The organism is Streptomyces megasporus (assembly GCF_000718985.1).
GTDB lineage: Bacteria > Actinomycetota > Actinomycetes > Streptomycetales > Streptomycetaceae > Streptomyces > Streptomyces megasporus.
This window is the reverse complement of record NZ_JODL01000003.1, coordinates 111,236-133,947: the sequence shown is the minus strand read 5'-3', so window position 1 is coordinate 133,947 and position 22,712 is coordinate 111,236. Positions and strand designations below refer to the sequence as shown.

Below are 22,712 nucleotides of genomic sequence, written 5' to 3'. Positions count from 1 at the left end.
GGGGCGGACGGCGCGGGGCGGATCGTGGTCTCCACGTACCCGGAGCGGGCCAAGACCCGCAATGCGCGCCGTGATCCGGCCGTCGGCGTGATCGTGTTGTCGGACGACTGGAACGGGCCGTGGGTGCAGGTCGACGGCACCGCGGAGGTGTTGGACGTGCCCGAGGCGGTGGAGCCGCTGGTGGAGTACTTCCGGGTGATCGCGGGTGAGCATCCGGACTGGGACGAGTACCGGGAGGCGATGGTGCGGCAGGGGAAGTCGCTGCTGCGGATCACGCCGGAGCGGTGGGGTCCGGTGGCCACCGGTGGTTTCCCGGCGCGGTTGGCGCAGGCCGACTGACCGGCCGGCCGGCCGGGGAATCGTGGGGTTCCGCCCCGGGTGCCGGGGCGACCGGGCGCCGGGCGGGACGCGGCGCCGGCCCCCGGTCGGGGAGGGGGTCGGCGCCGCGGGCTGTCCCGTCGGGCGCCGCGGATCGGTGTCGCGCGGCGCCCGACGGGCGGGTGGGGCCGTCAGACCGTCAGTGCGCGGTCCGTCGGCTTGATGGGGGCGGGCAGGGCGTCGGAGCCGGTCAGGTGGTGGTCCACGGCACGGGCCGCGGAGCGGCCTTCGGCGATGGCCCACACGATCAGCGACTGGCCGCGGCCGGCGTCTCCGGCGACGAACACGCCGGGGACGTTGGTCTGGAAGTTCTCGTCGCGGGCGACGTTGCCGCGCGCGTCCAGTTCCAGGCCGAGTTGTTCGACGAGGCCGTTGGTGGTGTCGATGCCGGTGAAGCCCATGGCCAGGGTGACGAGCTGGGCGGGGATCCTCTTCTCGGTGCCGGGCTTCGGCTGGAACCGCCCGTCCCCGAACTCGACCTCGACCAGGTGCAGGGCCTGCACGGCGCCGTCCTCGTCGCCCTCGAAGTGGGTGGTGGAGACGGAGTAGATCCGTCCCTCCTCGCCCGCCTTCGGCGAGGAGGGTCCCTCACCGGGGTCGCCGCCCTCCTCCGTCCTGGCCAGCACCGCGGTCTCCTCGTGCGCGGAGGTGACCTTGTAGAGCAGGGGGAAGGTCGGCCACGGCTGGGTCACCGGGTCCCGCTCCGCTCCGGGGCGGGGCATGATCTCCAGTTGGGTGACGGAGAGGGCGCCCTGGCGGTGGGCGGTGCCGACGCAGTCGGCGCCGGTGTCGCCGCCGCCGATGACGACGACGTGCTTGCCCTCGGCCGAGATGGGCGAGGTGATGTAGTCGCCCTCCTGGACCTTGTTGGCCGGCGTCAGGTACTCCATCGCCTGGTGGATGCCCTTGAGGTCGCGGCCGGGGACGGGCAGGTCGCGGGGGGTGGTGGAGCCGGCGGCGATGACGACCGCGTCGTAGCGCTTGCGCAGGTCGGCGGCGTCGATGTCGCGGCCGATCTCCACACCGGTGCGGAACTTGGTGCCCTCGGCGCGCATCTGCTCGATGCGGCGGTTGATGTGCCGCTTCTCCATCTTGAACTCGGGGATGCCGTAGCGCAGCAGTCCGCCGACGCGGTCGGCGCGTTCGTAGACGGCGACCGTGTGGCCGGCGCGGGTGAGCTGCTGGGCGGCGGCCAGGCCGGCGGGTCCGGAGCCGATGACGGCGACGGTCTTGCCCGACAGTCGTTCGGGGGGCTGGGGGGTGACGCCGCCGGCCTCCCAGGCCTTGTCGATGATGGTGACCTCGACGTTCTTGATGGTCACCGGGGGTTGGCTGATGCCCAGCACGCAGGCGGACTCGCACGGCGCCGGGCACAGTCGTCCGGTGAACTCCGGGAAGTTGTTGGTGGCGTGGAGGCGTTCGCCGGCGGCCTGCCAGTCACCGCGCCAGGCGTAGTCGTTCCACTCGGGGATGAGGTTTCCCAGCGGGCAGCCGTTGTGGCAGAACGGGATGCCGCAGTCCATGCAGCGTCCGGCCTGCTTGCCGATGATCGGCAGCAGGGAGCCGGGGACGTACACCTCGTTCCAGTCCTTGACGCGTTCCGCCACGGGGCGGGTCTCGGCGGTCTCGCGATCGGTGTTCAAAAAGCCCTTGGGGTCAGCCATGGGACGCCGCCTCCATCATCTTCTCGTGGGTCTCGGCCTGGGACAGTCCGGCTCGCTCGGCGGCGTCCTGGGCGGCGAGCACTGCCTTGTAGGTGGTCGGCATGATCTTGCTGAAGCGCCCGGCGGCGGCGGCCCAGTCGGCGAGCAGTGCCTCGGCGACGGTGGATCCGGTCTCCTGGTGGTGGCGGCGCACCACGTCGTGCAGCCACCGCCGGTCGGTGTCGTCCAGGGGTTCGACGGCGTCGGCGATGTCGGGGTTGACGTCGTCGGCGTCCAGGTCGACGACGTAGGCGGTGCCGCCGGACATGCCGGCGCCGAAGTTGCGGCCGGTGGGGCCCAGGACGACGGCCGTGCCGCCGGTCATGTACTCGCAGCCGTGGTCGCCCACGCCCTCGGAGACGACCAGGGCGCCGGAGTTGCGGACGCAGAAGCGTTCGCCGACGCTGCCGCGCAGGAACATCTCGCCGCCGGTGGCGCCGTAGGCGAGGGTGTTGCCGGCGATGGTGGAGTACTCGGCCAGGTGGGAGGCCCTTCGGTCGGGTCGGACGATGACGCGTCCGCCCGACAGGCCCTTGCCGACGTAGTCGTTGGCGTCGCCTTCCAGGCGGAGGGTGACGCCGCGCGGCAGGAACGCGCCGAAGGACTGGCCGGCGGAGCCGGTGAAGGTGATGTCGATGGTGTCGTCGGGCAGGCCCGCGCCGCCGAACTTCCGTGTCACCTCGTGGCCGAGCATGGTGCCCACCGTCCGGTTGACGTTGCGGATCGGCACCTGGGCGCGGACCGGCTGGGCGGTCTCGGCGGTGTCGGCCGACAGGGCGTCGGTGGCGAGCTTGATCAACTGGTTGTCCAGGGCCTTCTGCAGGCCGTGGTCCTGGGCGACCACCCGGTGGCGGGCGGCGCCCTCGGGGAGGTCGGGCACGTGGAGCAGCGGGGCCAGGTCCAGGCCCTGGGCCTTCCAGTGGTCGACCGCGCGGTCGACGTCGAGGACCTCGGTGTGGCCGATGGCCTCGTCCAGGGTGCGGAAGCCGAGTTCGGCGAGGAGTTCGCGGACCTCCTCGGCGATGAACTCGAAGAAGTTCACCACGAACTCGGGCCTGCCGGTGAAGCGTTCGCGCAGCACCGGGTTCTGGGTGGCGATGCCGACCGGGCAGGTGTCCAGGTGGCACACGCGCATCATCACGCAGCCGGAGACGACGAGCGGCGCGGTGGCGAAGCCGTACTCCTCGGCGCCCAGCAGGGCGGCGATCATCACGTCGCGGCCGGTCTTGAGCTGGCCGTCGGTCTGGACGACGATGCGGTCGCGCAGGCCGTTGAGGAGGAGGGTCTGCTGGGTCTCGGCCAGGCCGAGTTCCCAGGGGCCGCCCGCGTGCTTGAGCGAGGTGAGCGGGGAGGCGCCGGTGCCGCCGTCGTGGCCGGAGATCAGCACGACGTCCGCGTGGGCCTTGGAGACGCCCGCCGCGACCGTGCCGACGCCGACCTCGGAGACCAGCTTCACGTGGACGCGGGCGTTCGGGTTGGCGTTCTTCAGGTCGTGGACGAGCTGGGCGAGGTCCTCGATGGAGTAGATGTCGTGGTGCGGCGGCGGGGAGATGAGTCCGACGCCGGGGGTGGAGTGCCGGGTCCTGGCGACCCACGGGTAGACCTTGGGGCCGGGGAGTTGGCCGCCCTCGCCGGGCTTGGCGCCCTGGGCCATCTTGATCTGGATGTCGTCGGCGTTGACCAGGTACTCGCTGGTGACGCCGAAGCGGCCGGAGGCGACCTGCTTGATCGCGGAGCGGCGGGCGGGGTCGTGGAGTCGTTCGGGGTCCTCGCCGCCTTCGCCGGTGTTGGACTTGGCGCCCAGCCGGTTCATGGCGATGGCGAGGGTCTCGTGCGCCTCCTGGGAGATGGAGCCGTAGGACATGGCTCCGGTGGAGAACCGCTTGACGATCTCCGAGGCGGGTTCGACTTCCTCGATCGGGACGGAGGGCCGGTCGGACGCGAAGGAGAACAGGCCGCGCAGGGTCATCAGGCGTTCGGACTGTTCGTCCACGCGCCGGGTGTACTGCTTGAAGATGTCGTAGCGGCGGTTGCGGGTGGCGTGCTGGAGGCGGAAGACCGTCTCCGGGTCGAACAGGTGCGGCTCGCCCTCGCGGCGCCACTGGTACTCGCCGCCGATCTCCAGCCCGCGGTGGGCCGGGGCGATGCCCGACGGCGGGTAGGCCTTGGCGTGGCGGGCGGCGACCTCGGCGGCGATGACGTCCAGTCCCACGCCGCCGATCTTGGTGGCGGTGCCGTGGAAGTAGGTGTCGACGAACGCCTCGTCCAGGCCGACGGCCTCGAAGACCTGGGCGCCGCGGTAGGAGGCGACGGTGGAGATGCCCATCTTGGACATCACCTTCAGCACGCCCTTGCCGAGGGCCTTGATCAGGTTCCGGATGGCGGTGTCGGGGTCGGTGTCGGCGGGCAGGAAGGTGCCCGCGCGGACCAGGTCCTCGACGGTCTCCATGGCCAGGTAGGGGTTGACGGCCGCGGCGCCGTAGCCGATGAGCAGGGCGACGTGGTGGACCTCGCGGACGTCGCCGGCCTCGATCAGCAGGCCGACCCGGGTGCGCTGCTTGGTGCGGATGAGGTGGTGGTGTACCGCGGAGGTGAGCAGCAGCGAGGGGATGGGGGCGTGTTCGGCGTCGGAGTGGCGGTCGGACAGGACGATGAGTCGGGCGCCGTCGGCGATGGCGGTGTCGGCCTCGGCGCAGACCTCCTCGATCCGGTCGGCCAGGGCCGTGCCTCCGCCGGCCACGCGGTAGAGGCCGGAGAGGGTGACGGCCTTCATGCCGGGCATGTCGCCGTCGGCGTTGATGTGGACGAGCTTGGCCAGTTCGTCGTTGTCGATCACCGGGAAGGGCAGGGTGACGCTGCGGCAGGAGGCCGCGGTGGGTTCCAGCAGGTTGCCCTGGGGGCCGAGGGAGGAGATCAGCGAGGTGACGAGTTCCTCGCGGATGGCGTCCAGCGGCGGGTTGGTGACCTGTGCGAAGAGCTGGGTGAAGTAGTCGAAGATCAGGCGTGGGCGGTCGGAGAGCGCGGCGATGGGCGTGTCGGTGCCCATCGAGCCGATCGGTTCGGCGCCGGTGCGGGCCATCGGGGCGAGGAGGACGCGGAGTTCCTCCTCGGTGTAGCCGAAGGTCTGCTGGCGGCGGGTGACCGAGGCGTGGGTGTGGACGATGTGCTCGCGTTCGGGGAGGTCGCCCAGTTCGATGATCCCGGTTTCCAGCCACTCCTGGTAGGGGTGTTCGGAGGCGAGCCCGTCCTTGATCTCGTCGTCCTCGATGATGCGGTGTTCGGCGGTGTCCACCAGGAACATCCGGCCGGGCTGGAGGCGTCCCTTGCGGACGACCCTGCTCTGGTCGATGTCGAGGACGCCGACCTCGGAGGAGAGGACGACCAGTCCGTCGTCGGTGACCCAGTAGCGTCCCGGGCGCAGGCCGTTGCGGTCCAGGACGGCGCCGACCTGGGTGCCGTCGGTGAAGGTGACGCAGGCGGGGCCGTCCCAGGGCTCCATCATCGTGGAGTGGTACTGGTAGAAGGCGCGTCGGGCCGGGTCCATGGAGGGGTGGTTCTCCCACGCCTCGGGGACCATCATCAGCACCGCGTGCGGCAGTGAGCGGCCGCCGAGGTGGAGCAGTTCCAGCACCTCGTCGAAGGAGGCGGAGTCGGAGGCGTCGGGGGTGCAGACGGGGAAGATCCGTTCCAGGTTCCCGCCGTCTTGGCCGGTGCCGAACAGGTCGGAGGCCAGTTGGGATTCCCGGGCCCGCATCCAGTTGCGGTTGCCCTTGACGGTGTTGATCTCGCCGTTGTGGGCGACGAAGCGGTAGGGGTGGGCCAGGGGCCAGGAGGGGAAGGTGTTGGTCGAGAACCGCGAGTGCACCAGCGCGATGGCGGAGGCGAAGCGGCGGTCCGACAGGTCGGGGAAGAAGGGCTCGAGCTGTCCGGTGGTGAGCATGCCCTTGTAGACGATGGTCCGCGCGGACAGCGAGGGGAAGTAGACGCCGGCCTCGCGTTCGGCGCGCTTGCGCAGCACGAACGCCTTGCGGTCCAGGGCGAGGCCGGTGTTCGCCCCGTCGGCGACGAAGATCTGCCGGAAGGCGGGCATGGTGGAGCGGGCGGCCGCGCCGAGCAGGTCGGGTGCGACCGGGACCTCGCGCCGGCCCAGGACGGTCAGGCCCTCCTCGGCGGCGATCGTCTCGATGTGGGAGAGGGCGTCGGCGGCCTCCGTCTCGTCCGTCGGGAGGAAGGCGGTGCCCACGGCGTACGCGCCCGCCTCGGGGAGGTCGAAGGCGACCGTTTCGCGGAAGAAGGTGTCCGGGATCTGGACCAGGATGCCCGCGCCGTCGCCGGAGTCCGGTTCGGAACCGGTGGCGCCTCGGTGTTCCAGGTTGCGCAGGACGGTCAGTGCCTGCTCGACCAGGCGGTGGCTCGCCTCTCCGGTGAGGGTGGCCACGAAGCCGACGCCACAGGCGTCGTGCTCGTTGCGCGGGTCGTACATGCCCTGCTTGGCAGGGTGGGCCGTCAGGAGCGCGGCACGCATCGGCTCTCCCGTCGTCGTCGTGGCAGTTGTCAGGTGCCGAGGGACGACGTTGGCCCTCTGCGTACAGAAGTTCGTGCAGGCTACATGATGGCGTTTCTCCCGAAGCGCGGACACTTCGGTCCACCATGTGGACACCGTGAGGGATGGGGCCCACACGTACGGTCACGAGACCGTGAGGGGGTGGGGGTCGCGTCGGCGGCACTGCCGGAAGCGCTCCGGACTCATGCCCCTCGGTGACACGCCCGAAACCGCCGGGTAACAAGGAAATCGTCCACTGAGGAGTGGAACGGATCACACCGGCGCCGCCGTGGGCCACGCGGCCCTCGTCATCCCACGGCCACCCCGAACAGGGTGCCGAGGCCGTAGGTGACGGCCGCCGCCGCGCCACCCAGGAGGAGTTGCCGCAGCCCGCTGTACCACCACGGGCGCGCGGTCACCTTGGCCACGACCGCGCCGCACAGGAAGAGCCCCAGCAGGGCGACCACCACGGCGGGCCACAGCGCGGTGGCCCCCAGCAGGTAGGGCAGGACGGGCAGCAGGGCGCCCACCGCGAAGGAGCCGAAGGAGGAGACGGCGGCGAGCATCGGGGACGGCAGCTCCCCCGGGTCCACGCCCAGCTCCTCGCGGGCGTGGATCTCCAGCGCCCGCTCCGGGTCCCTGGACAGGTGCTCGGCGACCTCCTCGGCGAGTTCGCGCGGCAGCCCCCGTCCCTGGTACAGCGCGACCAGCTCGCGCCGTTCCGTCTCGGGGTTGTGCTTCAGCTCGCGCCGCTCGACCTCCAGCTCGGCCAGGACCAGATCACGCTGGGAGGCCACCGAGGTGTACTCGCCGGCGGCCATGGAGAACGCGCCGGAGGCGAGTCCGGCCAGACCGGTGATGACGATCACCTGTCGCGCCACGTCACCGCCCGCGACGCCCGTTATCAGGGCCAGGTTGGAGACCAGTCCGTCCATGGCCCCGAAGACGGCCGGGCGCAGCCAGCCGCCGCTGACGTCGCGGTGGGTGTGGTTCGGAGAGTGTGCCGAGTTCGGCGCTCCGGGCCGCAGCGTGATCTCGGTCTCGTCTCCGGCCCTGGACGACATGCGCTCCATCCCTCCTCGCGCCGGCTCCCCGATTTCGGCCGGACCTCCTCGACCGTACGCTCGAAGATCGGCGCGTGCCAGCAAGGAAGGCCGTACTTACCTCGCTGACCTGCGGCTTTTCCCACAGGACGGCGAACGGCCCCGGCACCGCGCAAGCGGGCCGGGGCCGTGGCGAGGTGCTCAGCGCCCGGTGGACGCGGGCTTTCCGTCACCGTTTCCCGGGTTTCCCGGGTCCCCCGTGGACCGGTCCTGCTCGACGCCCTCGCCCTTCCGGGAAGCGTCGGCGGCGGAATCGGAGTCGGTGTCGGCTTCCTTCCCGTCCTCGCCCTCGGCCTCGCTCCCGACGGCCTGCTCCTCCCTCGGCTCCACCACGTCCTCGCGGCCCGGACGGAGCCTGGCGGAGATCACGATGTAGGCCACCGCGCCCAGGAAGACCACGATCGAGGTCCAGTTGTTCAGGCGCAGGCCCCAGAGCTCGTGGGCCTCGTCCACCCGCATGTACTCGATCCAGAAGCGGCCCACCGTGTACGCCGCGACGTACAGGGCGAACGCCCGGCCGTGGCCCAGGCGGAAGCGGCGGTCCGCCCAGATCACCAGCAGGGCGACGCCCACGCACCACAGCGACTCGTACAGGAAGGTGGGGTGGTACGTGGCCAGGTCGAGGCTCTCGGGGGGACGGTTCTCCAGGTCGATCCTGACGGCCCACGGCAGGTCGGTGGGGCGTCCGAACAGCTCCTGGTTGAACCAGTTGCCCCAGCGGCCGATGGCCTGGGCCAGCGCGATGCCGGGCGCGATGGCGTCCGCGTACGCGGGCAGGGGGATGCCCCGCCTGCGACAGCCGATCCAGGCGCCCACCGCGCCGAGCGCGATCGCCCCCCAGATGCCGAGGCCGCCTTCCCAGATCTTGAAGGCGTCGACCCAGTTCCGGCCCTCGCCGAAGTAGAGCTGGTAGTCGGTGACGACGTGGTACAGGCGGCCGCCGACCAGGCCGAACGGCACCGCCCACACGGCGATGTCGGCGACCGTTCCGGGCTGTCCGCCACGGGCGATCCAGCGCTTCCCGCCGAGCCAGACGGCGACGAACACGCCGAGGATGATGCAGAACGCGTAGCCCCGCAGCGGGATCGGTCCGAGGAGGATCTCGCCGGACGATGGGCTGGGGATGTAGGCAAGGATGTCCATGGCCCCACGAACGCTACCGTGCCGGGCTCGGTGGGCGGCAGCCCGCCCGGCAACGGGTCCGTAACGCACCCGGGCGGCGCGCCCCGCCCGCCCGTACGGCCGGTTCGCGCGGACCCGCGGAGGGCCGCGCACCGGGGGCGGCTCACGCCTTCCGGGCCGCCGCCTCGACCTTCTCCTCCAGTTTCTCGGGGGTCAGCGGGGCGCTCGGGTCGCCGTGGAGGTCCTCGCCGTTCAACAGGACGGTGGGCGTGGAGTCGTGGCCCGAGCGGAGGAACGCCTCGGTGGAGCGCTCGACCCACTCCCGGTGCTCCTCCTCGCGCACGCAGCGGGTGAACTCCGGTCCGCTCAGGCCCTCGATCCCCTCCGCCAGTTCCAGGAGCCGGTCCTTGTCGCCGAAGGCGTCGTCGACCTCCTCGGGCTGGTGGGCGAAGAGGGCGCCGTGGTACTCCCGGAACCTTCCCCGGTCGCGTGCGCAGGCGGCGGCGTTGGCGGCGTACGTCGAGCCACGACCGCCCACGTTGCCGTCGATGATGGTGACCAGGTGGTACTCCACCTTCATCCTCCCGGTGTCCTGGAGTCGGCGGACGGTCTCGCGGAAGCCGTTCTCGAAGTGGCCGCACCCCGGGCAGCGGAAGTCCTCGTAGACGGTGAGCGTGACCGGCGCCCTCGGGTCGCCGTCGACGATCGGCTCGGCCCTGACGTCCCCGCCGGCGCCACCGGTGCCGCCGGCGCCGACCCGGTTGGCCGCCACGGCGCCGACCAGCCCCACCACACCGAGCACGGCGAGCACGGCGACCGCCGTCTTCAGCGCCTTGGCGCGCTTCTCGGCCGCCTTCTCCCTCTCCCGCCGCCGGCGCAGCCGTTCGCGCGCGTCGCGCTTCTCCTCGGGGGCGTTCCGGTTCTTCTGGTTCGTCACACCCCGCTCCAACGAGCCGGGACCGCCCCACCGTGTGCCCGCCGCCGTCGTTTCGCTCGAAGGTGTGACCGCTTGTCGCGGATATCGACCGGTCGGCGCACGACGGCCCACCGTTCGGCGCGCGCATGCGGCGTTCGCCGCACGCCGGGAACTGCGTCTTCACCCCGAGTGTGACGCACCTTACGTTCCCGGCATTCCTTGTTCCGCTCCCGTACGTCGTGCCGTATCGCGCCGTGTCGATGAAGGAGGCGGCAGTGTCCGCAGAACGTCCACAACAAACCCTGGACCCCGCCGGGGACGCGGAGGACCGCATGGTGGCCATGCACAGCGATCCGCGCTTCCTGGACCTGAAGCGCAGACTGACCGGGTTCGTCTTCCCGGCGAGCATCGCGTTCCTCGCCTGGTACCTGCTGTACGTGGTGATGTCGGTCTACGCCCGTGGGGTGATGTCCACCGTCCTCTTCGGTGACGTCAACGTGGCCCTCGTCTTCGGGGTGCTCCAGTTCGTCACCACCTTCGGCATCGCGATCCTGTACTCCCGCTACGCCAACCGTCGGCTCGACCCCGTCGCCGACGAGCTGCGCGCCGAGCTGACCGGCGCCCCCGCCCACGACGAGCTCCGAGGAGGACGGGCATGAGCGAGGTCTCCGGGATGCTCCTGGCCGCGGAGGCCAGTTCCAGCAGCCGCGTCATCACCATGCTGCTGTTCACGGTGATGATCGCCGCGACGCTCGGCATCACCGTCTGGGCCAGTCGCCAGACCAAGACCGCCGCCGACTTCCACTCCGGCGGCCGGTCCTTCTCCGGTATCCAGAACGGTTTCGCCATCGGCGGCGACTACATGTCCGCCGCGTCGTTCCTGGGCATCGCGGGCATGATCGCGCTGTTCGGCTACGACGGGTTCCTGTACTCCATCGGCTTCCTCGTCGCCTGGCTGGTGGCGCTGCTGCTGGTGGCCGAACTGCTGCGCAACTCCGGCCGGTTCACCATGGCCGACGTGCTCTCCTACCGGATGCAGCAGCGTCCGGTGCGGACCGCGGCGGCCGTCTCCACCATCGTGGTGTCGATCTTCTACCTGCTGGCCCAGATGGTGGGCGCCGGCGCGCTGATCGCGCTGTTGCTGGGCATCCAGCCGGGCGAGACGTTCCTGGGCATGGACGCCGACACCGCGAAGATCATGGGCATCGTCGTCGTGGGCATCCTGATGATCGTCTACGTCAGCTTCGGCGGCATGAAGGGCACCACCTGGGTCCAGATCGTCAAGGCCGTCATGCTGATGGGCGGCGCCGCGCTGCTCACCGTGATGGTGCTGGCCGAGTACGGGTTCAGCCTCGGCGCGCTGATGTCGGACGCCTCCCAGGCCAGCGGGGCCGGCCAGTCGTTCCTGGAGCCGGGCCTGCGGTACGGCGTCGAGGTGCCCGGTGACGCCCTGCAGACGCTGTGGAACAAGCTGGACCTGATCAGCCTCGGCCTCGCGCTGGTGCTGGGCACCGCCGGTCTGCCGCACATCCTGATCCGCTTCTACACCGTGCCGGACTCCAAGGCGGCCCGGAAGTCCGTCAACTGGGGCATCGGCCTGATCGGCTCCTTCTACCTGCTGACCCTGGTGCTCGGCTTCGGCGCCGCCGCCCTGGTGGGCAAGGAGGCCATCACCGCCCAGGACGCGGCGGGCAACACCGCGGCGCCGCAGCTCGCCCAGGTGCTGGGCGAGAACGTCGGCGGCGACACCGTGGGCGCCGTCCTGCTGGCGGTGATCGCCGCGGTGGCCTTCGCGACCATCCTGTCCACCGTGGCCGGTCTGACCATCGCCTCCTCCTCGTCCCTGGCGCACGACTTCTACAACAGCGTGCTGCGCAAGGGCCGGGCGTCGGAGCGGGAGGAGATCAAGGTCGCCCGCCTCTCGGCGTTCGGCATCGGCGCCGTGGCGATCATCCTGGCGATCTTCGCCCAGGGGCTGAACGTGGCGTTCCTGGTGGCGCTGGCCTTCGCCATCGCCGCGTCGGCCAACCTGCCGACGCTGCTGCTCAGCCTGTTCTGGAAGCGTTTCAACACCCAGGGCGCGGTCGCGGGCATCTACGGCGGTCTGGTCAGCGCGGTCGGCCTGGTGGTCTTCTCGCCGGTGTTCTCCGGCTCCGAGAAGGCGCTCATCCCGAGCATCGACATCGCCTGGTTCCCGCTGTCGAACCCGGGCATCGTCTCCATCCCGCTCGGCCTGCTGTGCGCGGTCGTCGGCACGCTGATGTCGGGCGAGAACAACCCCCGGCGTTTCGCGGAACTCCAGGTCCGGGCGCTGACCGGGGCCGGTGCGGAGGGCGCCTCCCAGCACTGACCGACGGCCTCGCGGCCCTGCGATACCCCCGGTGGCGGGTGCTTCTCACCGGCGTGACCCCCCACGCATGGCGCCGGACCCGCCACCGGGTTCCAGGGGAGCTCCCCGGCTCGTGCCCGGGGGGCTCCCCCTGGCCTTTCGGTGCGTTACCGTCGGCCCGTGTCCAGAAGATCGTGGTTCGGCGCCCGGCGACGACGTGGCCGGGCGGGACGTGGCGGACCGGCCGGAGTCGACCCGCGCGCCACCGTGGGTGTGCTGCGCGAGGTCCGGCTGATCGGCGTCGATCTCCAGGACGGGCTGCACGGCAACCGGTCCGTCTCGGCCGCCCGCCGCATCCGGCGGCTGCTGGGGGTGGACGCCGTCGTCCTGGCGGACCTGGACGGGCCCGTGGTCCGGCACGGCGCGCTCCCCGCGGACACCGACCTGGACGCGGTGCTCGCGCAGGTCTACGAGCACGGCACCACCTTCCGCAAGCCGCCGTTGTGCGCCGCCCCGCTGCTGGTGGCGGACGAGTTGACGGGGTGCCTGGTGGCCTGCGCCGCACCCGACGACAGGGGGCCGACCGAGCACGAGCTGGCCGAGGTCGCCGAGCTGGTGTCCCAGGCGCTGGACCACACCGAGCTGCGCAGTGCCCGCGCCCGGATCGCGGCGGCGGACCTGCGGACCCTGCGGGCCCAGATCTCGCCGCACTTCGTGCACAACGCCCTGGCCGCCATCGCCGCGCACATCCGCACCGATCCCGGCCGCGCCCGCGGGCTGCTCACCGACTTCGCCGACTACCTGCGCTACAGCTTCTCCACGGCCGGTGACTACGTCACGGTCGCCGCCGAGCTCCAGGCCACCCAGACCTACCTGGAGCTGCAGCGGGCCCGGTTCGACGACCGGATGGAGATCACCGTCCGGATGGCCCCGGAGATCCTTCCCGTCGCCATCCCCTTCCTCGTCGTCCAGCCCATAGTGGAAAATGCCGTGCGCCACGGACTGGAGAAGAAGGCCGGACCCGGACACATCAGCGTCTCGGGGTTCGGCGAGGGCCCCCTGTGCGTCATCGAGATCGAGGACGACGGGGTGGGCATGGAGCCGGAACTCGCACGGGCGATCCTCGCCGGAGTCGGTCCTCCCGCCAAGGGCGTCGGTCTGGCCAACGTCGACCGGCGGCTGCGCACCGTCTACGGGCCGGAGTACGGACTCGTCCTGGAGACCGCACCCGGCAACGGCACCAAGGTGACGATCCGGGTGCCGCGATTCATGCGAGGAGTGGTTACTGAATGAGCGTCTCTCCACGGGCTCTTCGGGTCCTCGTCGTCGAGGACGAGACCTCCACCCGCGAGGAGCTCGCCGACCTCCTCACCGACGTCCCCGAGATAGCCGAGGTCCACTCGGCCGAGAGCGGCGCCGGAGCCGTCCAGTCGCTGGGAGCGCACGCCTTCGACGCCGTCTTCCTGGACATCTCCATGCCCGGTCTGGACGGGATGGACGTGGCGCGGGTGATCGGCCGGCTCTCGTCCCCGCCGGCCATCGTCTTCGTCACCGCCTCGGAGTCCCACGCCATCGAGGCGTTCGGCATCGGCGCGGTGGACTACCTGCTCAAGCCCATCCGGCCCGAGCGGCTGGCCGAGTCGGTGTCCCGGGTGGTCGCCGCGCGGCGGGCCGCGGCGACCGACGGCGCGGAGAGCGAGCCCCGCGACGAGCTGGCGGTCGTCCAGATCGACCACGGCCGCCGGACGGTGTTCGTGCGGCGTGACGACGTCCAGTTCGTGGAGGCGCACGGCGACTACATACGGCTGCACACCGCCCAGGGCACCCACCTCATCCGGCTGCCGCTGTCCTACCTGGAGGAGATCTGGGCCCCGGCCGGCTTCGTGCGGGTGCACCGCGGCTATCTGGTGGCCGTCGGCTGGGTGCACGACCTGCGGGTCACCAGCTCGTCCGGGCTGGTGGCGTGCACTCCCGCGGGTGACGTGCCGGTCAGCCGCCGGCACGCGCGGGGTCTGAAGGAGCAACTGCTGGAGGCGGCGCGCAAGGGGCAGTTGGGCAGGGCGGCCAGATGAGCGGCGCGCGTCGGGTGAAGGTCACCAGCCCGCAGACCCGTATCGCCCTGGCCCGTGGCCACCGCCGGCACCCGCAGTTGCTGCCGCTGCCCGCCCCGGCCGACGCCGAGGCCGCCCGCGCGGTGTTCGCCGCGCAGCGCCGGACCGCCCTGCGGACCGTGGCGCTGCTGGGGGTGGTGCTGTTCGGGTCCAGCGGGGCGGTGGCGGTGTGGCCCTCGCTGGACCGGATCTCGGTTGGGGGCGTGCCGGTGTCCTGGCTGGTGCTGGTCTTCGCCACCTATCCGGTGCTGCTGCTGCTCGCCCTGGGTCATGTGCGCCGCGCCGAGCGCGCGGAGAAACGCCGGACCGCGGGCGGCCGGGGAGACGGTCCGTGACCGCCGCGGCCTCCATGACGGCGATCGGTCTGGTCTTGGTCGCCAGTCTGGCCATCGGTCTCTACGGCGTCCACGCGGCCCGGACCAGCCCGGACTTCCTCGTCGCCTCCCGACGCATCTCCCCCGGCTGGAACGCCATGGCGATCGCCGGGGAGTACGTCTCGGCCGCCTCGGTGCTCGGGCTGGCCGGGATGACGCTCAAGGACGGGCTGGGCGCGATGTGGTACGCGGTCGGCTTCACCGCCGGGTACGTCGCCGTGGTCGCCCTGGTGGCCGGGCCCATGCGGCGCTCGGGCGCGTTCACCGTGCCGGACTTCGCGGAGTACCGGCTGGGCTCGCCCGCGGTCCGCAAGCTGTGCGGGCTGATCGTCCTGGTGATCATGTGGCTCTATCTGGTGCCGCAGTTCAAGGGTGCCGGGATGGTCCTCCACCTGGTCAGCGGCACCCCGTACTGGGTGGGGGTGGTGTTGGCCGGGCTGGTGGTGAGCGCGTCGATCGCGGTGGGCGGGATGCGGTCGGCCACCTACGTCCAGGCCTTCCACTATCTGGTCAAGCTGCTGTTCATCGCCGTGCCGGCGATCTATCTGGTGGTGTACGTCGGCGCGGAGACCCGGGCGGAGGCGCTGCGTCCGGTGGACGTCGGGGAACTCGCCTCCGAGCACTGGAGCCGTCCGCTGATCGACCTCCAGGGGGCGGGGCTGCCGTTGCTGTCCACCTGGTCGGTGCTGTTGGCGACGACGCTGGGCGCGATCGGGCTGCCGCACGTGATCATGCGGTTCCACACCAGTCCCACGGCCCGGGCCGCCCGTCGGGTGGCCGTGGTGGTGATCGGCCTGTTGGGCGTCTTCTACCTGTTCCCGGCGGTCTACGGGCTGCTGGGGCGGGTCCTCACCCCGCACCTGGTGTACAGCAACGCCACCGACACCGTCTCGGTCGTCCTGCCGGGGACCGCGGTGCCCGGGCTGCTGGGCAGCGTGCTGACCGCCCTGGTGGCGACCGGCGCGTTCGCGGCGTTCCTGTCCACCTCCTCCGGGCTGCTGCTGGCCCTGGCGGGCGGGCTCTCCCACGACCTGTTCGGCGGGGGTGTCTCCAGGCTGCGGGTGGCGGTGGGGGTGGGGGCGTTCGTGGCGGTGCTGCTGTCGCTGCCCGCCGGGCACCTGGACATCAACGTCGTGGTCGGCTGGGCGTTCGCGGTGGCCGCCTCCACGTTCTGTCCGCTGCTGGTGCTGGGCATCTGGTGGACGCGGCTGACGGTGACGGGCGCGGCCTGCGGGTTGGCCGTCGGGGCGGTCACGGCGACGGGGGCGGCTGTGCTGTCGGCCGTCACGCGGCCGTCGTCGGCCTGGTTGACGGTGCTGCTCGCCCAGCCCGCGGCGTGGACCGTTCCGCTGGCCTTCCTCACCATGATCGTCGTGTCGTCGCGCGGCACCCCGGCCGACTGGTCCGAGCGGGCCGTGTTGAGACTGCACGCGCCCTGAGACGCCCCGGTGTCGGGGCGCCTCAGGGACGGGTGGGGGTCGGCCTGCTCGTCTTCTACCGGTTCCTACCGGGTTTTCACCGGTTTCCGCGCCGGACGCCCTCGGCCAGTTCGCCGGCGAGTTCCCCGATCGCGGCCAGGCCCGCGGCCGGGTCGTCGGTGTGCTCCAGCAGACGCTTGACGAAGGCCGAGCCGACGATCACGCCGTCCGCGAAGGAGGCGACCTTGGCGGCGTGGTCGGCGTTCGAGACCCCGATGCCGACGCACACCGGCAGGTCGGTGGTGGCGCGGACGCGCCCCACCAGCTCCTCGGCCTCCTGCCCCATCGACTCACGGGTGCCGGTGACGCCCATCAGGGAGGCGGCGTAGACGAAGCCGCTGCCCGCCGCGGTGATCTTCGCCAGTCGCTCGTCGCGGCTGCTGGGCGCCACCACGAAGACGGTCGCCAGGCCGTGCTGCTCGGCCGCCTTCCGCCATGCCTCGGACTCCTCCACCGGCAGGTCGGGCAGGATGCAGCCCGCGCCGCCCGCCTCGGCCAGTTCGGCGGCGAAGCGTTCGGGGCCGTAGCGGTCCACCGGGTTCCAGTACGTCATGCACAGCACGGGCGCTCCCGTGGCGGCGTGCGCCTCGCGCACGGTGCGCATCACGTCGGCGATCCGCACGCCGCCGCGCAGGGCGATGTCGTCGGCGGTCTGGATGACCGGTCCGTCCATCACGGGGTCGCTGTGCGGCAGGCCGACCTCGACGATGTCGCAGCCGCTCTTCAGCAGGGTCGTGCAGGCGGCGATGCCGCCGTCCACGGTGGGGAATCCGGCGGGCAGGTAGCCCACCAGCGCGGCCCGTCCCTCGTTTCCGGCGTCCGCCAGGACGCGCTCCAGCAGTTCCGCCTGTCCCGCCATCACTCGGTCCCCTTCGCGGTGTCCGCACCGTCGTACAGCCCGAAGTAGCGGGCGGCGGTGTCCATGTCCTTGTCGCCGCGTCCGGAGAGGTTCACCAGCAGCAGCGCGTCCTTCCCCAGTTCGCGGCCCACCCGCAGGGCGCCGGCGAGCGCGTGCGCGCTCTCGATGGCCGGGATGATGCCCTCGGTCTCCGACAGCAGGCGCAGGGCCCGCATCGCCTCGTCGTCGGTCACCGGGCGGTACTCGCCGCGTCCGGTGTCCTTCAGGTAGGCGTGTTCGGGGCCGATGCCGGGGTAGTCCAGGCCGGCCGAGATGGAGTACGGCTCGGTGATCTGCCCCTCGTCGTCCTGGAGGACGTAGGAGCGCGAGCCGTGGAGGATGCCCGGCTCGCCGGCGGTCAGCGTCGCCGCGTGCTCGCCGGAGTCCACTCCGTGCCCGGCGGCCTCCAGACCGATCAGGCGGACGGACGTGTCGGGGATGAAGGCGTGGAACAGGCCGATGGCGTTGGAGCCGCCGCCGACGCAGGCCAGCACCGCGTCCGGCAGTCGCCCGGCACGCTGGAGGATCTGCCGCCTGGCCTCGACGCCGATGACACGGTGGAAGTCGCGCACCAGCGCCGGGAAGGGGTGGGGGCCGGCGACCGTGCCGAACAGGTAGTGGGTGTGGTCCACGTTGGCGACCCAGTCGCGGAACGCCTCGTTGATGGCGTCCTTCAGCGTCCGGCTGCCGGAGGTCACGGGGATCACCTCGGCGCCCAGCATGCGCATCCGGGCGACGTTGAGCGCCTGGCGCCGGGTGTCGATCTCGCCCATGTAGATGGTGCACTCCAGGCCGAACAGGGCGCAGGCGGTGGCCGTGGCGACGCCGTGCTGACCGGCGCCGGTCTCGGCGATGACCCGGGTCTTGCCCATGCGCTTGGTGAGCAGCGCCTGCCCCAGCACGTTGTTGATCTTGTGGGAGCCGGTGTGGTTGAGGTCCTCCCGCTTGAGGAAGACCCGGGCGCCGCCCGCGTGCTCGGCGAAGCGCCGCACCTCGGTCAGGGCGCTGGGCCGGCCCGTGTAGTTGACGAGGAGGTCCTCGAGTTCGGCGGCGAACGCCGGATCGGCCTTCGCCTTCTCGTACTCGGCCGCCACCTCGTCCACGGCGGCGACGAGGGCCTCCGGGATGAACTTGCCGCCGAACGCGCCGAAGTACCCCTCGGCGGTCGGCACCCGGCCCTCGGGGTCGGGAACGAAGAAGTCGGTCGACATCCGACATGCTCCTTGTCGGGGCGTGTGCCCCAGAGAGATCGGTCAGGAAGGAACGGAAACGGTGTGCCGCCCACCCCTCCGGCCGGGCCCGACGGTGCGAGCCCGCGGTGCGGGCGCGACGGCGCCTCGGAGGGGTGCGCGGAGCGCGGAGCGGCGCGCGGTGGTGCCGCGGCCTCTCGTCCGGAAACCGGGGACGTCCACGGCGCCGGTCAGAGACCGGCGGAGAGGTCCGGATTCAGCGCACGCTCTCCGCGCACCATCGCTGTCCGTTGATCTGACCCGGCTCGCAGCCGATGTGGTAGCGCACGCGCCGCCCCAGCACCCGGCGTGCGGGCGCGCGGCAGCCGCGCGGGCGGCAGCCGCGGGCGAGGCGTGCGCTCAGGGACATCGGGCGGCTCCGTTCAGTTCCCGCCGTGCCGCAGGGCGGGGTGGGCACCCGCCGCGACCAGGTCGGCGACGGCGGACTTCGGGTCCTTGCCGGTGACCAGCGACTCGCCGACGAGGACGGCGTCGGCGCCCTCGTTGGCGTACGCGATCAGGTCGTGCGGGCCGCGCACGCCCGACTCGGCCACCTTGACGATGCCCTCGGGGATCTCGGGGGCGACCCGGGCGAAGGTGCCGCGGTCCACCTCCAGGGTCTTGAGGTTGCGGGCGTTCACGCCGATGACCTTCGCACCGGCGTCCACGGCCCGTTCGACCTCCTCCTCGTCGTGCACCTCGACCAGCGGGGTGAGACCGATCGACTCGGCCCGCTCCACCAGGGACACCAGCGCCGGCTGGTCGAGGGCGGCCACGATCAGCAGGGCGATGTCCGCCCCGTGTGCCCGCGCCTCCCACAACTGGTAGGAGGTGACGATGAAGTCCTTGCGCAGGACGGGGACGTCCACCCTGGCGCGCACGGCCTCCAGGTCGGCCAGCGAACCGCCGAACCGCCGCTGCTCGGTCAGCACCGAGATGACCGCCGCGCCGCCCGCCTCGTAGTCGGCGGCGAGCCCGGCCGGGTCCGCGATGGCGGCCAGGGCGCCCTTCGACGGGCTGGACCGCTTGACCTCGCAGATCACCTTGACGCCGTCGCCCTTCAGAGCGGCCGCGCCGTCGCGTGCCCGGGGCGCCTTGGCCGCGCGCTCCTTGAGCTCGTCGAGGCCGACGCGTGCCTGCCGCTCGGCCAGGTCCGCGCGGACCCCGTCGATGATCTCGTCGAGCACACTCACTCGAGCGGCCCCCTTCCTGGCTGGCTCTCGGTCCCTGCGCCGGGCGCGGGGCTGGTCTGGTCACCGCACTGCGATGGTATCGGGCCGGTGGGCGCGGACCCGCATCCGGTGGGCCGAATCCCACATACCGGGCAGTGTCCGCCGTCACCGGTCGTGGCGGCGCGCGATACGGGAAAGCGCGGTGCCGGCTCGCGGCACCGCGCCCGAACGAGCCGCCCCGGCGGCCCGACTACGACTGCTGCGCCCGCTCCTTGGGCTGGGTCGGCCGGCCCTGCGAGTACTGCGGCTGGCCCATGCCCATCGAGCTCATCACCAGGCCGACGACGCCGCCGAGGAGGACGATGGCCACTCCGGCCCAGAATCCCACCGGCTCGGCCATCACGGTGAAGACCGAGGCGACGCAGAAGCCGATGAACGAGATGGTGACGCCGGTCCAGGCGGCAGGAGTGTGTCCGTGGTTGTTGCCCGCCATTGAGTTGCTCCTCGTAGGTCCGATCTGGGGTCGCTCACCAGCCATTGTGTCAGGCGCCGTTTCCGCCGCCTCCGGCGGTGGGGTCCTCCCCCCGGTCGAGAGCCTTCCACAGTTCCTCGGGACGCTCCGGATCGGGGGCCGGACGGCGTCCCCTCGCCGGGCCCGAGGCCCCCGCGCGTTCGTGGCGGCCCGACATCGCGGGCCAGGCGTGCCCGTGGCGCAGCGCCAGCAGCCCGGCGGCCAGCAGCAGGACGCCACCGGCGGCGGCCACCCACGGCCACGGGCCGAAGGAGACGGCCTCGACCCCGCCGTGGGTCAGACCGGTGACCTCGGCCGCCTCGGCCTCCAGCGCGGTGGTCCCCTGCCCGCCCCAGACGGCCATTGGCGCGGCCGCGGCGGTGCCCGCGCCGCACAGGGCCAGCAGCGCGGCGACGAGCGTCCGGCCGGCGCGGCGGACGGCGAAGACGGCGACCAGCGCGGCCAGGCCGACCAGGGCCAGGGCACTGGGCAGTCCGGTCACCTCGCCGCCCGTGACCCGGACCGGCAGCTCGCCCTGCGCCAGGACGGCGGTGCCCTCGCCCCAGACCCGCCCCGAGGCCACCAGGGCCGCGGCGGCGCCGATCGCGCCGCAGAGCGCCGCCGCGGCGAGCGTGCGTCGGGACGCGGCGGAGGTCGGCGAGGACGCGGCGGGAGTGGTGTCGGGGGTGGCGTCGGGGGGCGGGGAAGTCACCCTCCCACGCTACCGCCGAGCCGTCCGGCGATGTGCACCGCCCTGAGCACCGCCGCAGCCTTGTTGCGGCACTCGGCGTCCTCCGCCGCCGGGTCGGAGTCGGCGACGACGCCGGCGCCCGCCTGGACGTGGGCCGTCCCGTCGCGCAGCAGGGCGGTGCGGATGGCGATGGCGGTGTCGGCGTCGCCCGCGAAGTCGAGGTAGCCGACGCAGCCGCCGTACAGACCGCGACGCGTGGGTTCCAGCTCCTCGATGATCTGCATCGCGCGCGGTTTGGGGGCGCCCGAGAGCGTGCCGGCCGGGAAGCAGGCGGTGAGCGCGTCGAAGGCCGTCCGGCCCTCCGCCAGCCGCCCGGTCACCGTGGAGACGATGTGCATCACGTGGCTGTAGCGCTCGATCGACATGAAGTCGACGACCTCGACGCTGCCGGGCTCGCAGACCCTCCCCAGGTCGTTGCGGCCCAGGTCGACGAGCATCAGGTGCTCGGCGCGCTCCTTGGGGTCGGCCAGCAGTTCCTCGGCGAGCGCGGCGTCCTCCCGCGGGGTCGCGCCGCGCGGGCGCGTGCCGGCGATGGGGTGCATCATCGCGCGCCCGTCCTCGACCTTCACCAGCGCCTCGGGGCTGGAGCCGACGACGTCGAAGCCGTCGAAGCGCAGCAGGTACATGTACGGGCTGGGGTTGGTGGCGCGCAGCACGCGGTAGACGTCGAGCGCGCTCGCCGGGCAGGGCGCCTCGAACCGCTGCGAGGGAACCACCTGGAACGCCTCGCCGGCGCGGATGCGTTCCTTGATCTCCTCCACCGCCTCCCGGAACTCCCGTCCGCCCCAGCGCGCGGCGTGTTCGGGCGGTTCGGACGCGGGGAGGGGGGTGGCGCCGGCGGGCACGGGACGGTCGAGGTCGGCGGTCATGGCGTCCAGGCGCCGCACCGCGTCGGCGTACGCCTCGTCCACGCCGGTGTCCAGGTCGTTGTGGTTGATGGCGTTGGCGATCAGCAGCACCGTGCCGTCGCGGTGGTCGAGGACCGCGAGGTCGGAGGTGAGCATCATGGTCAGCTCGGGCAGCCCCAGGTCGTCCCGGGTGCTGTCGCCGATGCGCTCCAGACGGCGCACGATGTCGTAGCCGAGGTAGCCCACCATGCCTCCGGTGAAGGGCGGCAGGTCGGCGCTGTGGTGGAGGTCGCGGGGGGTGTGCAGGGCCTCGACCGTGGCGCGCAGCGCCTCCAGGGGGTCGCCGTCGGTGGGGACGCCGACCGGCGGGGCGCCCAGCCAGTGGGCCCGCCCGTCGCGGACGGTGAGCGTGGCGGAGGTGCGCACGCCCACGAAGGAGTAGCGCGACCAGGTGTGGCCTCCCCCACCGCCCACGGCGTGGGAGGTGCCCCCGGCCGCCGATTCCAGCAGGAAGGTGCCGGGGCGCTCGGCGGTGAGCTTGCGGTAGAGGGCGATGGGGGTGTCGCCGTCGGCCAGCAGGCGCCGGGTGACGGGGATGACCCGGCGGTCCTTGGCGAGCGTGCGGAAGGTCTCCGGATCGGGGACGGCGCCGGAGAAGGTGCCGGTCGTGGTCATGCCCGGTCGCCCTCCCCCCGGACCTCGGGTCCGCCCAGCGGCAGCTCGCCGGCGTCGAAGCAGGTCCGGTCGCCGGTGTGGCAGGCGGCGCCCACCTGGTCGACCTTGACCAGGATGGTGTCGCCGTCGCAGTCCAGGGCCACGGACTTCACGTGCTGGACGTGCCCGGAGGTGTCCCCCTTGGCCCAGTACTCGCGGCGGCTGCGGCTCCAGTAGGTGCAGCGGCCGGTGGTGAGGGTGCGGCGCAGTGCCTCGTCGTCCATCCACCCCATCATCAGCACTTCTCCGGTGTCGTACTGCTGGGCGATGGCGGGCACCAGACCGTCGGGGTTGCGCTTGAGGCGGGCGGCCACGGCTGGGTCGAGTGGGGATCGGGGCATGGGGTCATTGTGCCGCCGCGCGCCCACGCGCCGCGACGACCTTCCGATCCGCGGACGGAACCGGAGGGGTTCCGGGGCGCCCCGGAGGACGGGCCCGAGGAAAGCCGAGTGGGTCGAGGGGCGCGAGGGGCCGTGGCGCGTCCGCGGTTGCCCGGTTGTGTCAGTCTTGTGACGCCCCCGGAGCCTCGCAT

19 protein-coding genes and 1 pseudogene are annotated in these 22,712 nt (G+C 72.3%); 7 read left to right on the top strand and 13 right to left on the bottom strand.

All coding sequences use genetic code 11. The features are described 5' to 3' along the window. Positions 1-339: pseudogene (locus IF47_RS0104140) on the top strand (TIGR03618 family F420-dependent PPOX class oxidoreductase); the annotation flags it as partial. Positions 340-509: 170 nt separating this feature from the next. On the opposite strand, the gene IF47_RS0104135 reads toward IF47_RS0104140, so the two are convergent. The 5 genes from IF47_RS0104135 to IF47_RS0104115 all read right to left on the bottom strand — a co-directional run bounded on the left by IF47_RS0104135 (position 510) and on the right by IF47_RS0104115 (position 9,786). Next, positions 510-2,042, bottom strand: coding sequence for a glutamate synthase subunit beta (locus IF47_RS0104135; RefSeq protein ID WP_031506697.1), 1,533 nt, complete (start codon positions 2,040-2,042; stop codon positions 510-512). Beyond that, complete coding sequence (gltB, locus tag IF47_RS0104130; RefSeq protein ID WP_031506695.1) at positions 2,035-6,606, bottom strand: glutamate synthase large subunit; 4,572 nt, start codon at positions 6,604-6,606, stop codon at positions 2,035-2,037. The genes IF47_RS0104135 and gltB overlap by 8 nt, the downstream gene beginning before the upstream one ends. A gap of 326 nt (positions 6,607-6,932) precedes the next feature. Further along, entirely contained in the window at positions 6,933-7,688 is a 756-nt protein-coding gene (locus tag IF47_RS0104125; protein ID WP_031506694.1) for a VIT1/CCC1 transporter family protein, read from the bottom strand. 180 nt (positions 7,689-7,868) lie between these two features. Beyond that, positions 7,869-8,870 (bottom strand): prolipoprotein diacylglyceryl transferase, encoded by a 1,002-nt coding sequence (lgt, locus tag IF47_RS0104120; RefSeq protein ID WP_051716959.1) that lies wholly within the window; start codon positions 8,868-8,870, stop codon positions 7,869-7,871. A 142-nt stretch (positions 8,871-9,012) separates the two neighbouring features. Beyond that, positions 9,013-9,786 carry a DsbA family protein gene (locus IF47_RS0104115; protein WP_031506692.1) on the bottom strand — a complete coding sequence of 258 codons (774 nt, stop codon included), beginning with the start codon at positions 9,784-9,786 and terminating at the stop codon, positions 9,013-9,015. Between the two features lie 254 nt (positions 9,787-10,040). Between IF47_RS0104115 and IF47_RS0104110 the strand changes: the two genes are divergently transcribed. The 6 genes from IF47_RS0104110 to IF47_RS0104085 all read left to right on the top strand — a co-directional run bounded on the left by IF47_RS0104110 (position 10,041) and on the right by IF47_RS0104085 (position 16,018). Beyond that, the gene (locus tag IF47_RS0104110) at positions 10,041-10,424 is read left to right on the top strand and encodes a DUF485 domain-containing protein (protein WP_031506689.1); all 384 of its coding nucleotides are present in this window, start codon (positions 10,041-10,043) and stop codon (positions 10,422-10,424) included. After that, positions 10,421-12,115 carry a solute symporter family protein gene (locus IF47_RS0104105; RefSeq protein WP_211257160.1) on the top strand — a complete coding sequence of 565 codons (1,695 nt, stop codon included), beginning with the start codon at positions 10,421-10,423 and terminating at the stop codon, positions 12,113-12,115. The genes IF47_RS0104110 and IF47_RS0104105 overlap by 4 nt, the downstream gene beginning before the upstream one ends. A gap of 159 nt (positions 12,116-12,274) precedes the next feature. Then, complete coding sequence (locus tag IF47_RS0104100; RefSeq protein WP_245640989.1) at positions 12,275-13,387, top strand: sensor histidine kinase; 1,113 nt, start codon at positions 12,275-12,277, stop codon at positions 13,385-13,387. Then, complete coding sequence (locus tag IF47_RS0104095) at positions 13,384-14,166, top strand: LytR/AlgR family response regulator transcription factor (protein WP_031506684.1); 783 nt, start codon at positions 13,384-13,386, stop codon at positions 14,164-14,166. The genes IF47_RS0104100 and IF47_RS0104095 overlap by 4 nt, the downstream gene beginning before the upstream one ends. Continuing rightward, on the top strand, positions 14,163-14,540 hold the full coding sequence (locus IF47_RS0104090; protein WP_031506683.1) for a hypothetical protein: 378 nt from the start codon (positions 14,163-14,165) through the stop codon (positions 14,538-14,540). Before IF47_RS0104095 ends, IF47_RS0104090 begins: the two co-directional genes overlap by 4 nt. After that, positions 14,537-16,018: a sodium/solute symporter gene (locus tag IF47_RS0104085; RefSeq protein ID WP_245640988.1), complete on the top strand. Its 1,482-nt coding sequence runs from the start codon at positions 14,537-14,539 to the stop codon at positions 16,016-16,018. Before IF47_RS0104090 ends, IF47_RS0104085 begins: the two co-directional genes overlap by 4 nt. Positions 16,019-16,094: 76 nt before the next feature. Here the strand turns inward: IF47_RS0104085 and trpA are convergent, their stop codons facing one another. The 8 genes from trpA to hisI all read right to left on the bottom strand — a co-directional run bounded on the left by trpA (position 16,095) and on the right by hisI (position 22,521). Further along, entirely contained in the window at positions 16,095-16,916 is an 822-nt protein-coding gene (trpA, locus tag IF47_RS0104080; protein WP_031506680.1) for a tryptophan synthase subunit alpha, read from the bottom strand. After that, positions 16,916-18,166 carry a tryptophan synthase subunit beta gene (trpB, locus tag IF47_RS0104075; RefSeq protein ID WP_031506678.1) on the bottom strand — a complete coding sequence of 417 codons (1,251 nt, stop codon included), beginning with the start codon at positions 18,164-18,166 and terminating at the stop codon, positions 16,916-16,918. Before trpB ends, trpA begins: the two co-directional genes overlap by 1 nt. 235 nt (positions 18,167-18,401) lie before the next feature. Further along, positions 18,402-18,554: a tryptophan biosynthesis modulator TrpM gene (gene trpM, locus IF47_RS31015; RefSeq protein ID WP_169745195.1), complete on the bottom strand. Its 153-nt coding sequence runs from the start codon at positions 18,552-18,554 to the stop codon at positions 18,402-18,404. A 13-nt stretch (positions 18,555-18,567) separates the two neighbouring features. Further along, positions 18,568-19,377 carry an indole-3-glycerol phosphate synthase TrpC gene (gene trpC, locus IF47_RS0104070; RefSeq protein WP_031506677.1) on the bottom strand — a complete coding sequence of 270 codons (810 nt, stop codon included), beginning with the start codon at positions 19,375-19,377 and terminating at the stop codon, positions 18,568-18,570. Positions 19,378-19,606: 229 nt separating this feature from the next. Further along, the gene (locus IF47_RS0104065) at positions 19,607-19,849 is read right to left on the bottom strand and encodes an HGxxPAAW family protein (RefSeq protein ID WP_031506676.1); all 243 of its coding nucleotides are present in this window, start codon (positions 19,847-19,849) and stop codon (positions 19,607-19,609) included. A 49-nt stretch (positions 19,850-19,898) separates the two neighbouring features. Continuing rightward, entirely contained in the window at positions 19,899-20,579 is a 681-nt protein-coding gene (locus IF47_RS0104060) for a TIGR02234 family membrane protein (protein ID WP_031506674.1), read from the bottom strand. Then, entirely contained in the window at positions 20,576-22,141 is a 1,566-nt protein-coding gene (locus IF47_RS0104055) for an anthranilate synthase component I (RefSeq protein WP_031506673.1), read from the bottom strand. Before IF47_RS0104055 ends, IF47_RS0104060 begins: the two co-directional genes overlap by 4 nt. After that, positions 22,138-22,521 (bottom strand): phosphoribosyl-AMP cyclohydrolase, encoded by a 384-nt coding sequence (gene hisI, locus IF47_RS0104050; RefSeq protein WP_031506671.1) that lies wholly within the window; start codon positions 22,519-22,521, stop codon positions 22,138-22,140. Before hisI ends, IF47_RS0104055 begins: the two co-directional genes overlap by 4 nt. Positions 22,522-22,712 lie beyond the last annotated feature (191 nt).

Coding starts and splice junctions, on each gene's coding strand:
- IF47_RS0104135 (WP_031506697.1), bottom strand. CDS start 2,042: ATGGCTGACCCCAAGGGCTTTTTGAACACCGATCGCGAGACCGCCGAG.
- gltB (WP_031506695.1), bottom strand. CDS start 6,606: ATGCGTGCCGCGCTCCTGACGGCCCACCCTGCCAAGCAGGGCATGTAC.
- IF47_RS0104125 (WP_031506694.1), bottom strand. CDS start 7,688: ATGTCGTCCAGGGCCGGAGACGAGACCGAGATCACGCTGCGGCCCGGA.
- lgt (WP_051716959.1), bottom strand. CDS start 8,870: ATGGACATCCTTGCCTACATCCCCAGCCCATCGTCCGGCGAGATCCTC.
- IF47_RS0104105 (WP_211257160.1), top strand. CDS start 10,421: ATGAGCGAGGTCTCCGGGATGCTCCTGGCCGCGGAGGCCAGTTCCAGC.
- IF47_RS0104095 (WP_031506684.1), top strand. CDS start 13,384: ATGAGCGTCTCTCCACGGGCTCTTCGGGTCCTCGTCGTCGAGGACGAG.
- IF47_RS0104090 (WP_031506683.1), top strand. CDS start 14,163: ATGAGCGGCGCGCGTCGGGTGAAGGTCACCAGCCCGCAGACCCGTATC.
- trpA (WP_031506680.1), bottom strand. CDS start 16,916: ATGGCGGGACAGGCGGAACTGCTGGAGCGCGTCCTGGCGGACGCCGGA.
- trpB (WP_031506678.1), bottom strand. CDS start 18,166: ATGTCGACCGACTTCTTCGTTCCCGACCCCGAGGGCCGGGTGCCGACC.
- trpM (WP_169745195.1), bottom strand. CDS start 18,554: ATGTCCCTGAGCGCACGCCTCGCCCGCGGCTGCCGCCCGCGCGGCTGC.
- IF47_RS0104065 (WP_031506676.1), bottom strand. CDS start 19,849: ATGGCGGGCAACAACCACGGACACACTCCTGCCGCCTGGACCGGCGTC.
- IF47_RS0104055 (WP_031506673.1), bottom strand. CDS start 22,141: ATGACCACGACCGGCACCTTCTCCGGCGCCGTCCCCGATCCGGAGACC.
- hisI (WP_031506671.1), bottom strand. CDS start 22,521: ATGCCCCGATCCCCACTCGACCCAGCCGTGGCCGCCCGCCTCAAGCGC.